This is a genomic window from Methylomonas sp. 11b, assembly GCF_000515215.1.
In the GTDB taxonomy this organism is placed as follows: Bacteria; Pseudomonadota; Gammaproteobacteria; order Methylococcales; family Methylomonadaceae; genus Methylomonas.
Genome location: NZ_KI911557.1, coordinates 2,711,412 through 2,726,945 on the forward strand (window position 1 = coordinate 2,711,412; position 15,534 = coordinate 2,726,945).

The window sequence follows — 15,534 nt, forward strand, 5'->3', positions numbered from 1 at the left end:
TGAGCGACTATCCCAGCGGCTCCAGTGCAGTCAGTGCTTCGGTCATTACCCGTTTGAACTCGGCGTAGTCGGCCTGATTTAAACTGTCCTGCTCGAGCGAAATACAAAATTTAGTCGCGGCCTGTTCCACACGCCTTGCCCCCAAGTTAGCGGCGACGCCTTTCAAACCGTGCAGCATATCTCGCGCCATTTGAAAATCCCGCTTATCCAGCAAATCACCCAGCTCTATCAACGTGCTTGCGGTGCTATCTCTGAAACTACCCAGCAACTCGCTCAAAAAACCTTCGTCGCCATCCAACAGATCCAGGGGATTGCTGAAGTCAAAACCGGGCAAATCTCGTAAGCTAAACGCTGAAACGTCACGCTCATTTTTAACGGCCCCGTTTGCCGAATCGCCGGCCGGGCCTCGACCTATCTGCCGGCACAACACCTCAACCAACTGCATCGGTTGAATCGGCTTAACCACAAATTCGTTCATGCCGCTGGCCAGGCATTTGTCCCGCTCCTCCTCGGTCACGCCGGCGCTCAGCGCGATAATCGGCAGCGCTTTATAATCCGGGTTACGGCGGATTTCTTCGGTGGCGGCCAGACCGCTCATCACCGGCATATGAATATCCATCAACACCGCATCATAAGCGTGCTCTGCCAGCAAGGCCAAGGCGTCGCGACCATTGCCGGCAAGATCGACACTAACCCCGCATAAGGCCAAAAATTCCTGCAAAATTTTCTGATTGATAGCATGGTCTTCGGCCACCAAGATACGCATGCCCCGCAATGCGCTACCTTGCTCGGCAAGCGCCTTGGTTAAGCCAGCGGCCTGGGTTTCGGTATGTGGCCGCACCGCCGACAAGTCGGCTTGCTGCGCGGCAACACCAAGCACTAAGTCAAAACTAAAATTCGACCCCAGCCCCGGAGTACTTTCGACATGAAAATCGCTGCCCATCAATTGCAGCAGCTTTTGGCTGATGCTCAAGCCCAGCCCGGTACCACCGAAGCGGCGGGTAATCGACGCATCCAGTTGACTGAAGGATTGAAACAACTTGGGCAGATCCGCCTCGGGAATGCCGATACCGGTATCCACAACGCTAAATCTTAGCCTGGCTTGAGCCTCGTTTAAATCCAGCAAGGCCACCCGCAAACTGACACTGCCGCGCTCAGTAAACTTGAGCGCATTACCCAGCAGGTTGGAGAGAATCTGTTGCAAACGCAATGCATCACCGACCAAACTTAAGGGTACGTCCGGCGCGACTTCTATCTTGAAGTCCAGACGTTTTTCCGCTGCGTACAAGGCAAACAGACTATGCAAATTATCCAACACATTATTCAGGTTGAATTCGACCTGCTCAACACCCAGTTTACCCGCCTCCATTTTGGAGAAGTCGAGAATATCGTTGAGTATGCCGAGTAAACTGACCGAACTGCTGTGAATCTTTTGCAGATAATCCCTTACCTCATCGGATACCGGCTTATTCAAAGCCAACTGCGACAAACCGATCACTGCGTTCATCGGCGTGCGGATTTCGTGCGACATGTTCGCCAGAAACTCCGATTTGAAGGCCGCCATGCTCTCGGCGGCTTCTTTAGCTTCAATCAAGGCCTGTTCCACCCGCTTCTGTTCGCTAAGATCGCGAACCACGCTTTGTAACACCAGGTGGCCGTCCAGGCTAACTCGCGCCAGCGTCACCAAAGCCGGAAAAATACTGCCGTCGGCACGCCGATGTAGCCACTCGAACTCCAAGTGGCCGTTTTTGATCGCCGTAGTCATATACTCGTTCGCCAATTCTACTGAATCCCTGCCGTTTGCCTGGTTTGGCGGGGAAACCTTACCTGGGTGCAAGCGGCAGAACTCGGAAACGGCGTCGTAACCAAATAAATCCAAGGTGGCTTGATTACAATCCAGAAATCCGCTGTTGTCGGCCATCATCACCGCATCATGCGAACTATTGAACAGCTTCCGATATTTCAACTCACTTTGCCGCAGCACTTCCTTATTGGCTTTAGCTTGCGTAACGTCCTCAGCGATGAACCAAATATAATTGTGATCCTCGCTGCCGGCGACCTTGGTACCGCTCAATTGCAATGACACCGGCCGCCCTCTTTTATGAATAAACGTAGCTTCGTCGGAGCCATATTGCCCGGTTTTTGCCAACCAGTTTAATTGCTCGTCCAAACTCTGCTCTTTATCGGCGGATAAGCTCAGATAATCGAGCCGTTTAAGTTCTTCTTCCGTGTACCCCGTCATGCGTTGGAAAGCATGATTGAATTCAACGAATTTGCCGTGTACATCCAGCAAAGCTATGCCTAAGGGCGATAGTTCGTATAAATCTCGAAGCTTTTGGCCTTTCTCCGCCAAGCGGATATACGCATTTTTTAAGCTTGAGTTTGCCGCATCAAGCTCGGCGGTACGCTGATCGACTAGTGCCGCCACCATCGCCGCCCTGCCGGTGGCCGATAACAAGTACACGCTTAACAGCATGGTAAACAGCAATCCGCCTAGTAACACCATCCACGGTAGCCAAGAGGCATGTGTCGAAATGAACACGGCTTCCGGCTGGACAACAATTTCCAGCAACCGATTGCCAAAACGGATGGAATGCCTGGACTCGTTTAGGCCGGGCGTCAACGATTTCAGCACCCCGTGTAACGCTATGGCGTGGTTTTCCGTATCGTAATAGAGTAACGCCACGTTCATATCGTCAAGATTTAAGCCTTGCATGGCCGCGTTCACTAAGGAATCGATACGCACCACTGTGGAAAAAAACCCGCTAAACGCCGGCTCCGAGCTTTTGGCATTAGCAAGATATACCGGCATCATCAACAATAAGGCTTGGTTGGCTTGCCCGTCTTGTACCAGTTGAATAGGCCGGGTGACGCTGACTGCTTGACTGGCCCTGGCTGCCGTCAGAGCTTCTCGGCGATTGGACTCGGAATTCAAATCAAAACCCAACGCCGGTTTATTGGTTGATAAAGGCTCGATGTAGGTGACCGGGAAATACTCGGCACGCTCATTAGCCTTGATAAACTGGCGATCCGCACCCAGCTCCTTGATCGTAAAATCTTTATATCCTTCATCGCGGAACGACTGTTCGTAAGACGCCCGCTGTTCGTTGGTGATCTGCGGTACCCAGCTCAGCGCTTGAATGTGCGTATTCTGTGTCAGCACGCCATTCGCAAAAACGCCGAATTTATCCCGGTCAACCGGCCCCGCCGCTTGAAAAAAACTATTGAGTGAAAAAGACGCGTTTAGCACTGCGGAAAAATTCTCCGCCAAGGCTTTATTGATCGCAGTGGCATTGCTGTCAAATTGCAGTTGCAGCCGACTGTCTTCCGCTCGCAAAACCAGCAGGAACGTAACGATCAGCCCGGCCAACATGGCCACCAGAGGCATAGCTACGCCTATCAGCCTTGGCCGCCAGAGTGCTCTTGGCTCTGCAAACAAGCAAAAAACCAAGGGGGATATAATGATGGACCCCAAACAATCGCCTATCCACCAATTCCACCAAGCAACCAAAATGTTGGCATGGCTTAAAACACCAAATCCAAGCAAGGTGCTGACCCCGACGGAGGCGGCGATCAAGCAACTCAAAGGGCCAGCTAATAACACATACCGAAAAATTTTTTTGCCGTTATCCAGACGCGGTGCGCCTTGCTCCAGAAAGCGTTGCGACAGCCAAGCACCGAACAATGCTTGCAAAGTACTACCGACAGCAATGCCCAACGCCACAAAAACCGTCTGTGGGGTCAAATAGTCGCTTAAATCGTATCCATAGAACAGATTTGTCAGGAACGATCCACACCATATTGCCGGCCAGACTTTCTTACCCCAAAGCAATAACGCAGCCAATGCAATCCCGGCCGGCGGCCAGATCGGACTGGCATAGCCCGGCGGTAATGCCAGGCGTAGTGCGGCCCAACCCGCCACGACCATACTTACTGTCACAAAAATATATCGGTAAAAGCTCAAACGCATTCCTTCTCTGCCCAACAAGCTAAGAAAAGTGAGAGAAGGTGATTATAGGTCAAATGCTTTGCTAGAGATGCGGATAGGCCAAAACCTGAACCATCCGATATTAGAAAGCCTCATCGCCAATCCAGTTTAGCAACTGGGCTCCCGCCGGCGCGGGAGCGACGATATTTAAGGAGCGGGGATAGTTTTATAGACAGGCGCTTAGCCTGGTAAGGTCGCCATATCAATCACAAAGCGGTATTTCACGTCGCTTTTCAACATGCGTTGATAGGCATCATTGATACCGGCCATCGGGATCAGCTCAATGTCGGAAACGATGCCGTGCTCGGCGCAGAAATCCAGCATTTCCTGAGTTTCGCGAATGCCGCCGATCAGCGATCCCGCCAATGCCCGGCGGCGGAATATCAGGTTGCCGACATTCGGCGACGGATGCGGCTCGGACGGCACGCCGACCAGACACATCGTGCCGTCGCGCTTCAACAGGCTCAGATATTGATCCAGATCATGCTGCGCGGCGACGGTGTTTAAAATGAAATCGAAGCTATTTAAATGCTTTTCCATTTCGTCGGCATGTTTGGAAATTACCACCTCGCTAGCCCCTAAGCGTTTGGCATCGGCTTCCTTGCCAGGCGAAGTCGTAAACAAAACCACTTCCGCACCGAAAGCATGGGCAAACTTCAAGCCCATGTGACCCAGCCCGCCCAATCCGACGATACCGACTTTGTGGCCTTTGCCGATTTTCCAGTGCCGCAACGGCGAATAGGTGGTGATGCCGGCGCATAGCAAGGGGGCTACCGCTGATAGCTCCAATTTATCGGAAACATGCAACACAAAACCCTGATCGACCACGATCTGATTGGAGTAGCCGCCGTAAGTCATTTTGCCGGTATGCTTATCCGGGCTGTTGTAGGTAAATATGGTGTGGTCGCAAAACTGCTCCTGATGATCCTGACAATCGGGACAGACACCGCAAGAATCGACCATGCAGCCCACCCCGGCCAAATCACCCAGCTTGAAATTGGTGACTTGGGAGCCGACTTCCACAACTTTGCCGACAATTTCGTGGCCCGGCACTATCGGAAACGTGGTGCCGCGCCATTCGTTGCGCACCTGATGCAGATCGCTATGGCAAACCCCGCAATAGAGAATTTCGATACGCACATCCTCTGGGCCGGGTTGCCGCCGCTCGAAATGAAAAGAGCGTAGTGGGGTTTGCGGGTTGTAGGCAGCATAGCCAACCGTTTTAAGCATATCGATCTCCAGCGTTTTGAGGGTGCACTTAATGCCCGCGCTAGCCAATTAACTTGACCGGACGGGGCAACAGCCAATTCCGGGTGCTAACTCGTCAATTTCAAATACTTCTGATACAGGCTGTCCTTATCCTCGACCACATCCGGATCCTTATCGATACAATCCACCGGACAAACTTCCATACACTGCGGTTTGTCGTGGTGACCTATGCATTCGGTACATAGGGACGGGTTGATCACGTAAATATCTTCGCCTTGCGAAATCGCGCCGTTCGGGCACTCCGGTTCGCAGACATCGCAGTTGATACAGTCGTCACTAATAATGAGCGCCATAATTACTCCTCGGAAAATTTTTCGGTTAAGCGTTGTTTGACGACGTCCGGCACGAAGCTGGACACGTCGCCGTTCAGTTGGGCGATTTCGCGGATCATGCTGGACGAGATGAATTCGTATTGTTCAGCCGGGGTCAGAAACACCGTTTCGATATCGGGCGACAGGCGGCGATTCATACCGGCCAATTGAAATTCGTATTCAAAGTCCGACACCGCGCGCAAGCCGCGGATAATCACGCTGGCTTGATGTTGTTTGGCACATTCGACCAGCAAGATGTCGAAACCAATCACGCTGACGTTGCTGAATTCGGTGACCACTTCCTGAATCAAAGCGACGCGTTCTTCCAAGGTAAACAGCGGCTTTTTGCCACGACTGACCGCAACGGCAACAATCACGTGTTGGTAAAGCCTTGAGGCGCGGTGGATCAAGTCCAGATGACCGTTGGTGATGGGATCGAAGGTGCCGGGATAAATCGCGGTAATGTTCATCGGCTTTAGAAACAGGCAAAAGCGGCTTATTTTAAACCATTCGCCGCGGCAAAAGTATCCGATTGCTTTTGCAGCAAGCTATAGCTGACTTCGCCGGCCGTCTTGGCTTTCAGTAATCGCCAATCGGCTGGTAAATTGTCCAGCGGTCGATGACGCTCACATTCCAGGTAGATTTTGGCGTAATTGGCCAGCCAACCGTTGGTATCCAACAGATGACAGGTCTGACCGATCAAATTCTGTCCAAACGGCGGGTCCAGAAATATCAAATCGAAAGGCTGCGCCGGTCCGTTTAAAAACTGACCGACATCTTGCTGCACCACCTGAATCTGCGTTGCCGCCAATTTGGCGACGTTCTCGCGCAGTTTTTGGCAGCTGGCAGGATTATTTTCTACTTGCACCACTTGCTTGGCGCCTCGGGATGCCGCTTCCACGCCCAAGGCACCGCTGCCGGCGTAAAGGTCCAGGCAGCGGCTATTCAGGATGTCGGCTTGCAGCCAGTTGAACAAAGTTTCCCGCACCCGCGACGGCGTCGGCCGCAAGCCAGGCGCGTCGTCGAATACGATTTGCCGGCTGCGCCATTCGCCACCGATGATGCGGACTTGATTCGACATACTTACTTACCGGCACCGACCGTCACAGTTTGCAACAATTCCGGTTTTACCCGGCGTTTGAACGCATCCTTGATTTGCTCGATGCTGACGGCTTCGACATTGCTCTGAAAAGTCTCCAGATAATCCAGCGGCTGCTGATAAAAGCCAATCATCGCTACATAGTCGGTCAACTTGCTGTTGGTGTCGAAACGCATAGCAAAGCCGCCGGTGATGTTTTGCTTGGCGGCGGTCAGTTCCTTATCGCTGGGGCCTTTATCCAGAAACTCGTTGAAGGTCTTCAGCAAGACATCCAAGGCCTGCTCGGTCTGATCGTTGCGAGTTTGCAAACTCATCATAAACGGCCCTTGCCGATACATCGGCGCGAACACGCTATAAGCACCGTAGGCCAAACCGCGCTTCTCCCGCACTTCTTCAAACAGACGGGAAACCATGCTGCCGCCACCTAAAATATGGTTACCTACATATAGCGCAAAATAATCGGGGTCCTTGCGATAGGTGCCGGGCAAACCGACCAGGACATGGGTTTGTGTGGACGGAAACTCGATGTGCTGTTTGCTGGCTTTGCTCGGCATTGTTACCGCCGGAATTTCGGCGGGCTTGCTCCCGACCGGCAATTTGCTTAGCACCTGGTTAGCGGTTTGCTCTGCTTGTTCGCGACTCACGTCGCCAACGATGACCACCATCGCGTTGGCGGCCACATAGTACTTTTGATAAAAGTTTTTCAGATCATCGGCGCTAAAACCGGCCACGGTTTCCACCACCCCCGTTTCGGGATGCGCATAAGGATGATCACCATATAAGGCTTTGTTGAAAACAATACCGGCCAACTCGCCCGGCGATTCTTCCCGATGTTTCAAGCCAGCCAGGGTACGGGCTTTTTCCCGCTCAAAGTCGGCTGGATTGAAGGCCGGCTTGCTCAACACGGTTTCAAAAGTCGCCAGAGCTTTGTCAAACAAGGCTTTCTCGGTCAACGTCCGAACCGCCAGCCAGGCCATATCTTCACTCACGCCGGCTGAATAGTTGGCGCCTACCGATTCGAAACGCTGCGCGATGTCGTCGGCACTCAACTCGCCGGCACCGCTGTCCAGCAAGGCAGAGGTCAACGCGGCGACGCCGAATTGCGCATCGTCGCGGGCACTGCCGGCATCGAATACCACCCGCACATCCACCATCGGCAAGCCGGCTGTGCGCACGTAATAAACCCGGCTGCCTTGCGGAGTTTGCCATTTTTCGATTTTGGCGGCGGACCAGACGGTTTGGCTCAACAGCAATAGCGCCAAGCCGATTAAATTAAAACGCATGATGGCCTCCTATGGCTTTTGCGGGTTTGGCGGCTTCGGTGATCGGTTGCGGGTCTAGATAAGCGACGGTGAGCGTGTCCTCAATCAAATATTTCCGCGCCACGTCCCTGACCTGTTCGGCGGTGACTTGATTGATCTTGTCTACATACTCGTCGGCTTTCTGCCAACCGATACCCACCGTTTCCAGCGTGCCCAGTTGCATGGCTTGATAGAAGTTGGAATCTTTTTGATACACCGCGCTAGCCAATACTTGTGCCTTGATGCGTTGCAATTCGTCCTTGGCTATCAGTTCGTTCTTCAATTGATAGACTTCGTCCAGCAAGGCGTATTCCAGATCGAAGACGGTCTTGCCTTCCGCAGGGGTGGCTTCCAGCAGGAACATCTCGGGTAAGCGCGAGGTAAAATCATAACCCGCACCAGCCGATACTGCGATTTGCTTGCCCCTGACCAGACGCGAAGACAAGCGGGCGCTATCGCCGCCGTCCAGTACCCCCGCCAATACTTCCAAAGCGTAGGCTTCCCATTCCGGCTTGGCGGTTTTTAGAACCGGCACTTTATAGCCCATCATCAGGTAGGGCAGTTTGGCTGGCGCTTTTACGGTAATCCGGCGTACGCCGCGTTGCTCACTTTCGTCTTGCGGTTTTACCGGTTTCAACACGCTAGGTTGCAGCGGAGAGAAATATTGCTCGGCCAGTTTTTCGACTTGCAGCGCATCGACATCGCCCACCACCACCAGCGTGGCGTTATTCGGCGCGTACCATTGCTGATACCAGGCTTGCAGGTCTTCGACTTTATAATTGGCAATATCGGACGGCCAACCTATAACCGGATTTTGGTAGGGGCTGTTAGTGAAAGCCGTCGCCATGAATTGCTCATGCACTTTGGCGCGCGGCTGGTCATCGGTGCGCATGCGCCGCTCTTCGGTGACCACTTCCAGTTCTTTTTTCAGTTCCTCGGCTTTTAAATCCAGGTTGCGCATCCGGTCGCTTTCCAGTTTAAAGCTGATTTCCAGGCGCGATTTTTCCAGGGTTTGGAAATAGGCGGTGTAATCCTGCCCGGTGAACGCGTTCTCGTTGCCGCCGTTTTCGGCGATGATCCGGGAAAACTCGCCGGCCGGATACTTCTGAGTGCCTTTGAACATCATGTGTTCCAACATGTGCGAGAGTCCGGTGATGCCGCCGGGCTCGTAACTGGAGCCCACCTTGTACCAGACTTGCGATACTACCACCGGCGAACGATGATCCTCCTTTACCAATAGTTTCAAGCCGTTGCTAAAAACATGTTCGTGTACCTTGCCAGCCTCGGCATGTGCCGCGACAGCAGGGCAAAGCAGCGCTAACGCCGCGAGCCTATAGTTCATAAATCCCTCGTTGACTAAAAGATGGTGAGCGCTTGTGATTATTTTAATAATCAATGGTTCACTGTTATTCTATATGTTTAAAGACCTGCAAATCCATTTGGTACTTGATGACCGACACAACCTCCGCGCTATCCTGGAAAGACTACTTAGAACTCTGTAAGCCCAGAGTCGTGGCATTGATCGTGTTTACCGCCGTTGTCGGCATGCTGCTGGCCGTTCCCGGCATGCCGCCGCTGGCTAACTTTTTCTACGGCAGCATAGGCATCGCCCTGGCAGCATCCTCAGCAGCGGCGATCAATCATTTCATCGATCAAAAAGCCGACGCGGAAATGGGCCGCACCAAGAATAGACCACTACCCACCGGACATTTAAACTCTCACCAAGTATTGGTGTTCGCCAGCTTGATCGGCTTTGTCGCCATGGCCATCTTAACCGTCAAGATCAACGTGTTGACCGCCTTCCTGACCTTTTTGTCGCTGATTGGTTACGCGCTGATTTACACGGTATACCTTAAAAAAATGACGCCGCAAAATATCGTCATCGGCGGCGCGGCCGGCGCGGCGCCTCCCGTATTGGGTTGGGCGGCGATTACCGGCGAAGTGCATCCGCATGCTTTGCTGTTGTTTTTGATTATCTTCGTTTGGACCCCGCCACATTTTTGGGCCTTGGCGATTGCCAAGCGCGAAGAATACGCCAAAGTTGCCATTCCTATGCTGCCGGTAACTCACGGCGTGGAGTTCACCCGTCTGCAAATTTTGCTGTACACCATCCTGTTGCTGATCTCCACCCTGCTGCCTTATCTGACCGGCATGAGCGGTGTGATTTACCTACTGGCTGCGGTATTGCTGGGCTTGGGCTTTATCTATTACGCGATTCAAATGATGCGTAAGAAAGACAATAAAACCGCGATGCGCACCTTCGGCTATTCCATTGTTTATCTGATGCTGATTTTCGCGGCATTGCTGATCGATCATTATTTCCCACTGTCATTCTCATGAGTTTGTCTACCCAGGAACATCCGTTCGCGGAATTTATCAAGATACTTGGTAAAGGCAAAAAAGGCGCCAGACCCCTGACCCAAGACGAAGCCTACCGAGCCATGCAAATGATTTTGGCCGACGGCCAGGTTGAGCCGATTCAACTCGGCGCGTTTTTGATGCTGATGCGCGTTAAGGAAGAAACCTGCGAAGAACTGGCCGGCTTCGTGCAGGCCGCACGGGAAAGTTTTGCCTTCGAATCCAAAGTAGCTGTGGATCTGGACTGGTCGTCTTACGCCGGCAAACGCCGCCATCTGCCCTGGTTTTTATTGTCCACGCTGCTGCTGGCCGAGAACGGCATCCGAGTATTCATGCACGGCGCCGGAGGTCACACCCAAGGCCGTTTGTATACCGAAAATGCGCTGCAAGCCTTAGGGATTAAGGCCGCAACCTCGATAATCGAAGCCGGCCAGCAGTTGGAGCAAGACAATTTCAGCTATCTGTCACTGGAATATATTTGCCCAAAACTGTACGACATGATCAATCTACGGCCGATTATGGGTTTGCGTTCGCCGGTACATACTTTGGTTAGATTGTTGAATCCGTTCGACGCCACAGCCAGCATTCAAGGCATCTTTCATCCCAGCTACCGGCAAGTGCATCAAAAAGCCGCATTGCTGCTTAATCAAAAACACATGGCGGTGCTAAAAGGCGAAGGTGGCGAAACCGAGCGTAATCCCGATGTGGAATGCCTGGTGCAAAGCGTCAATGACGGTGAGCTTAACGATGAAACCTGGCCGGCCTTATTTGAACGCCGGCACATGAAAGCCGAAGACATGGACCCGCAGTTATTGGCGCAATTCTGGCGAGGCGAGTTTAACGACGAATTTGGCGAGGCCACCGTGATAGCGACTGCGGCGGTGGCATTGAAGTTGTTGGGCAAAGCCGACGACCAAGAACAAGCTCAGCAATTGGCGACGGACTTTTGGGCGGCGCGAAATCGGCAGCGTTTTTAATGCGCGGACGTTTAGCGAGAGCGAAACAGCTCTAACCAGCCTCCAGCGGCGGGTGGCTGAAGTTAGGAATCCCCTTGATGTAGTCGCGCTGCATATGCAGGTATTGCAGACCCATCAGCGTGGAAATATCGTCATGATCGATCCAGACCACTTTCACCTCGCCTTCCAGATTCAAATGCTTATAGTCGAATCTGGCCACCGTACCGTCCGGCACTTCAACTCTGCCCAACATGCGTATCATCAAGCCGTCCACCGAGACATTTTCGGTGTTGAACGCATAGTCGGTATCGTTGAAAACGATATGGCCGGGCGCGGTCATATTTTTGCGATAGGCCCGGCGGCTGTAGAGTAAGTTATCGGTATCGTAGGACAGGTTACGAAACTCGATGGCAATTTCAAACCCGTCTTCGGTCGCTTCGGCGCGCGCCATTTCAGCCTCGCCGGCCAAGCGCATGTCCGGCAGATAAAAATCGACTATCGGCGAAACTTGCAAAGCATTGAAAATGTCTTTGATGTCGTTGACCTGGGGATTAACCTTTAACACCGCCAGCAACCCGGACAGCGACAGATTCACGACCCAAATCTCGTGCTCTTCAAAGCCCAGATACAATAATCCCTGGCTGGTCAGATTTTTGCGGTAGGCGCGATTTTCGGTCGTTGGCATAATAATCCTTATATTTAAAAGGGCCTTCTAAGCGCGAGCCCATTTTACAATCTGATGCGTTGGGATATGAAAAGCAGAACAATTTGTCTCGCAAGTCTAGCGGTTTTATCGGCCTGCACAACCATGCCGCCGAAAAACCCGGAAAATATCTGTCAAATTTTCCGGGAAAAAGACGACTGGTATCGAGCAACCTTAAGTTCCGCGCGGCGCTGGGGCGTACCCATCGCGGTGCAAATGGCCATCATCAACCAGGAATCCAGCTTCGTCGCCGACGCCCAACCGCCAAGGCCGTTGATTTTAGGGTTTATCCCCTGGTTTCGTGCCAGCAGCGCTTACGGCTATCCGCAAGCCAAGGACGAAACCTGGGCCGACTATCAGCAAAAAGCCGGCAACGGCTGGGCCGATAGAGAGGATTTTGCCGACAGCTGCGATTTTGTAGCCTGGTATTGCGCGACCAGCAACCGCAAGCTGGGTATCCCCACCTCCGACGCGAACAAATTATATCTAACCTACCACGAAGGCTTAGGCGGCTATCAGCGCAGCAGTTATTTATCCAAGCAGTGGCTGATGAACACCGCGCAAAAAGTCCACCAACGCGCCTTGCGTTACGACGCGCAACTGGCAAGCTGCCGACAGGAGCTGGAACAAAAAAACTGATAAACTAGCCGCCCCAATCATCTAACGGGAGTTTTCATGAAATCCACGAAACAACGTGTTATCGCCATTTTAATCGCATTTATTACAGGATTTGCTATGTTCTCACTGGCCAACGCCAATGCCCCAACCCCAGCCGAAAATAAAGCCGCCGGGGAAAAATTTCTGGCCGAAAACGCCAAAACCGCCGGCGTGGTAACCACCGCCAGCGGTCTGCAATACCTGGTCTTCACCGAAGGCTCCGGCGCGCAACCCAAAGCCACCGACAACGTCACCGTCCATTACAAAGGCACCACCATAGATGGCAAGGAATTCGACAGCTCCTACGGCCGCGGCGAGCCCGCCACTTTCCCTCTGAACCGCGTCATCCCCGGCTGGACCGAAGGCGTGCAATTGATGAAAGAAGGCGCGAAATACCGCTTCTTTATTCCTTCTAACCTGGCTTATGGTGAGCGTGGTGCCGGGCGGGATATTGGGCCGAATGCGGCGTTGATTTTTGATGTTGAGTTGATTAAGGTCAACTGATTTTTGGTGTCGCTAACGCGACGGTTTGTTTAGAAGTCGGGTCTCGGACCGACAGCCGAGATACTTTCTTTTGCTCCGCCAAAAGAAAGTATCCAAAGAAAAGGCGGCCCGGATGCCGCTTGCTCCCTGCGCTCCTCGCTTTTGCCGGGGGTTGCCGAAAGGGGCTTCCTGCCCCTTCGGCAACGCGCCGCATCCCTGCGGCGCCCCTTCGGGCTATTCACTCGGCACCTCCCTGTGCCTCGCCCTTCGGGTGCTGCGCATGCAAATCGGCTATCCTGCCGATTTGTCCCGCCAAAAGCTCCGGTGCTCGGCGCGGCATACAGGGCAAACCCATTCCATAATTCGAGATCAAACTAACGTACGTCGAGCTTCGTCCTTAAGCATGCGGGAATATTGTTTTTGGCTCGAACAAAATCTGAATCCTTTTTCCAGCTAGACTTCCCCATGAATTGACATAACATGTATATCACCCAATTCAGGGAGATATACAGAAACTATCTATTCACTTGTTAGGATTGCTATGTATCTTGTCGATTCGAATGATTTAGTAATTTGTCCTAAATGTAAATCGCCAGTGTCTCTGGAGGCTTCTAATTGCCTTAATTGCGGCACACAATTTTCGCCTACTGGATTATTGCCCATTCTACTGCCAGCACGAAAACCAATAAGAAAATTGTTAATGAGTCGATTCGACTCAATATTCAAATTAGTTTTCATCACACTAATTATAACTCCTGTGTTAGCTTTTGTTGTTGATTGGGTTATTGATACGTTAATTTCTGACTGCGTAAACTCAGACTTGAAGAACAGCTGTAGTAAACTTAAAGGACTTGGAAAGTCCGTCTACTTTAAAATTCTCTTCTTCAGTCCTCTTGTATTTGCTGCTGTCCCCGCTCTAACAGAGATTCGGCGTCATTTCTTTTTTAGTATCGGCGTTTTTTTTACAGTTATCATTGAATTCCTTTTAGTAGCAGTGAGCGAGTTACACGATATAACAAACGGCTCAGATGGCCCGGATGTATTTGGTATAGCCATTTATTTAGATTTTGTTTTTCTAATCTTTGTTGGGGCTTGTGTTACCAAGATCGGTAGGTCCGATTAGCGTAATCGGACGCATGTTTGATTCCGCTGCGTCGCGGCTAATAAGCCAAACGATGGTTGGAAGCCCCCATCATTCCTCCGAATCCGCTTCGATATTCGGAGCTACTCCCCTAAGGCTACATCTTTGCAAACTCAAACCCTGCAAATCGCGCGAGGGTTTTCTCCCGTATGCCGCGCCGAGCACCGAAGCTTTTGACGGGAATAGCCCGTAGGGGCGCCGCAGGGATGCGGCGCGTTGACGAAGGGGCAGGAAGCCCCTTTCGGCAACCCCCGTCGAAAGCTTCGGAGCGCAGGAAATAAGCGGCGTCCGGGTGTCTTTTCTTTTGGATACTTTTCTTTGGACAAGCAAAGAAAAGTATCGCGGTTGTCGGTCCGCGAACCGACATTCAAAAAAACCGTCGCGTTAGCGACACAAAACTCTACGCCAACACCCTAGCAAACAGCCTGTGAGAATATTCCTGCTCCCGCTGCAAGATAGTTTCGTTTTTTATATCCTTGAGTTTTTTCACCAACACTTCCCCGGTTTCCGGAAAGAAATACACCTTGCGAGGATAGATACCGAGCATGTCGTCAGCGAGGACTGGAATGTTCCGGTCAGCCAGATAACTGCGTAAAAACTGAGCACTACGAGCGCCGACATTGTTGCGCTGCATACCGTTAAGTATATTGCCGCCGCCGAATACCTTGGCTTCCAGCTCGCTCTCTTCTGCTCCCCTGTCGACCAGATGGTTGATGAAATTATCCATACCGGCACTAGCCATGTTCTCCATGCGTTGGTTGAGCGGCTGGTCTTCGTTGACGTTCACCACCATGAATTGATACATCCCGCCTATGCCCCGCCGCCAATCGCGAATACAGGCAATCACGCAGGACCCCAGCACGGTAACAATAAGCTCGCCGGAATCGGTAACACAATATTCGCCGGGAGTGATTTTGCAGGCACGGATGCGTTGGTGCGGGTCGTAGTAGGTTTCGGAGTATTTTTGCGGATGCATAGCCAGGGCCGTCTTCAGAGTTGTAGAACATTGATGCTTATCAAGCAATAAATCGGCCACTACGCGTTTTGCTATCCGCCTCAAATCTTTAGCATTTCAACGCGCGCGCTTGCCGAATCGATTGTAAAACGCTTCGACAACGAATGATTGGTTTAGCTATCTGCCTTGGTTGCGCAAAACGCAGGCGCCAAGGTGGTCGACACTCAGAACTACCCTCGAGCCGGAGTGGTGCGTAGCGCTCCCGATTGGCGCAAGACTGATTTTGCTATTACCCCACCCGAGTCGTTACCGG

At 52.2% G+C, this 15,534-nt stretch carries 14 protein-coding genes; 5 read left to right on the forward strand and 9 right to left on the reverse strand.

Annotated features, from left to right (window positions below):
* Positions 1-7: 7 nt before the first annotated feature.
* The 7 genes from METH11B_RS27870 to METH11B_RS0113115 all read right to left on the reverse strand — a co-directional run bounded on the left by METH11B_RS27870 (position 8) and on the right by METH11B_RS0113115 (position 9,310).
* The gene (locus METH11B_RS27870; protein ID WP_026602398.1) at positions 8-3,970 is read right to left on the reverse strand and encodes a CHASE domain-containing protein; all 3,963 of its coding nucleotides are present in this window, start codon (positions 3,968-3,970) and stop codon (positions 8-10) included.
* 198 nt (positions 3,971-4,168) lie between these two features.
* The gene (locus METH11B_RS0113090; RefSeq protein WP_026602399.1) at positions 4,169-5,218 is read right to left on the reverse strand and encodes an NAD(P)-dependent alcohol dehydrogenase; all 1,050 of its coding nucleotides are present in this window, start codon (positions 5,216-5,218) and stop codon (positions 4,169-4,171) included.
* A gap of 86 nt (positions 5,219-5,304) precedes the next feature.
* Complete coding sequence (locus tag METH11B_RS0113095; RefSeq protein ID WP_020484474.1) at positions 5,305-5,550, reverse strand: YfhL family 4Fe-4S dicluster ferredoxin; 246 nt, start codon at positions 5,548-5,550, stop codon at positions 5,305-5,307.
* A 2-nt stretch (positions 5,551-5,552) separates the two neighbouring features.
* On the reverse strand, positions 5,553-6,038 hold the full coding sequence (gene coaD, locus METH11B_RS0113100) for a pantetheine-phosphate adenylyltransferase (protein WP_026602400.1): 486 nt from the start codon (positions 6,036-6,038) through the stop codon (positions 5,553-5,555).
* 26 nt (positions 6,039-6,064) lie between these two features.
* Positions 6,065-6,649 (reverse strand): 16S rRNA (guanine(966)-N(2))-methyltransferase RsmD, encoded by a 585-nt coding sequence (gene rsmD, locus METH11B_RS0113105; protein ID WP_026602401.1) that lies wholly within the window; start codon positions 6,647-6,649, stop codon positions 6,065-6,067.
* 2 nt (positions 6,650-6,651) lie between these two features.
* Positions 6,652-7,950, reverse strand: a complete 1,299-nt coding sequence (locus METH11B_RS0113110; RefSeq protein WP_026602402.1) for a M16 family metallopeptidase — start codon at positions 7,948-7,950, stop codon at positions 6,652-6,654.
* Positions 7,940-9,310 (reverse strand): M16 family metallopeptidase, encoded by a 1,371-nt coding sequence (locus METH11B_RS0113115; RefSeq protein ID WP_026602403.1) that lies wholly within the window; start codon positions 9,308-9,310, stop codon positions 7,940-7,942. The genes METH11B_RS0113110 and METH11B_RS0113115 overlap by 11 nt, the downstream gene beginning before the upstream one ends.
* 107 nt (positions 9,311-9,417) lie before the next feature.
* Here METH11B_RS0113115 and cyoE point away from each other — a divergent pair, with 107 nt between their 5' ends.
* Both cyoE and METH11B_RS0113125 read left to right on the forward strand, forming a co-directional pair.
* A complete protein-coding gene (cyoE, locus tag METH11B_RS0113120; RefSeq protein WP_026602404.1) occupies positions 9,418-10,308 on the forward strand; it encodes a heme o synthase in 891 nt (296 codons plus the stop codon).
* Entirely contained in the window at positions 10,305-11,303 is a 999-nt protein-coding gene (locus tag METH11B_RS0113125; protein WP_026602405.1) for a glycosyl transferase family protein, read from the forward strand. The genes cyoE and METH11B_RS0113125 overlap by 4 nt, the downstream gene beginning before the upstream one ends.
* Positions 11,304-11,334: 31 nt before the next feature.
* Here the strand turns inward: METH11B_RS0113125 and METH11B_RS0113130 are convergent, their stop codons facing one another.
* Positions 11,335-11,967, reverse strand: coding sequence for a PilZ domain-containing protein (locus METH11B_RS0113130; protein ID WP_026602406.1), 633 nt, complete (start codon positions 11,965-11,967; stop codon positions 11,335-11,337).
* A gap of 66 nt (positions 11,968-12,033) precedes the next feature.
* Here METH11B_RS0113130 and METH11B_RS0113135 point away from each other — a divergent pair, with 66 nt between their 5' ends.
* From METH11B_RS0113135 to METH11B_RS0113145, 3 genes are all read left to right on the forward strand, one after another.
* Positions 12,034-12,624: a transglycosylase SLT domain-containing protein gene (locus tag METH11B_RS0113135; protein ID WP_081733799.1), complete on the forward strand. Its 591-nt coding sequence runs from the start codon at positions 12,034-12,036 to the stop codon at positions 12,622-12,624.
* A 36-nt stretch (positions 12,625-12,660) separates the two neighbouring features.
* Positions 12,661-13,146: an FKBP-type peptidyl-prolyl cis-trans isomerase gene (locus METH11B_RS0113140; RefSeq protein ID WP_026602408.1), complete on the forward strand. Its 486-nt coding sequence runs from the start codon at positions 12,661-12,663 to the stop codon at positions 13,144-13,146.
* A 679-nt stretch (positions 13,147-13,825) separates the two neighbouring features.
* Positions 13,826-14,248: a hypothetical protein gene (locus METH11B_RS0113145; protein WP_026602409.1), complete on the forward strand. Its 423-nt coding sequence runs from the start codon at positions 13,826-13,828 to the stop codon at positions 14,246-14,248.
* A gap of 418 nt (positions 14,249-14,666) precedes the next feature.
* Here METH11B_RS0113145 and METH11B_RS0113155 read toward each other — a convergent pair whose 3' ends face one another.
* Positions 14,667-15,302: a chemotaxis protein CheD gene (locus METH11B_RS0113155; RefSeq protein WP_026602411.1), complete on the reverse strand. Its 636-nt coding sequence runs from the start codon at positions 15,300-15,302 to the stop codon at positions 14,667-14,669.
* Between the last annotated feature and the right edge of the window lie 232 nt (positions 15,303-15,534).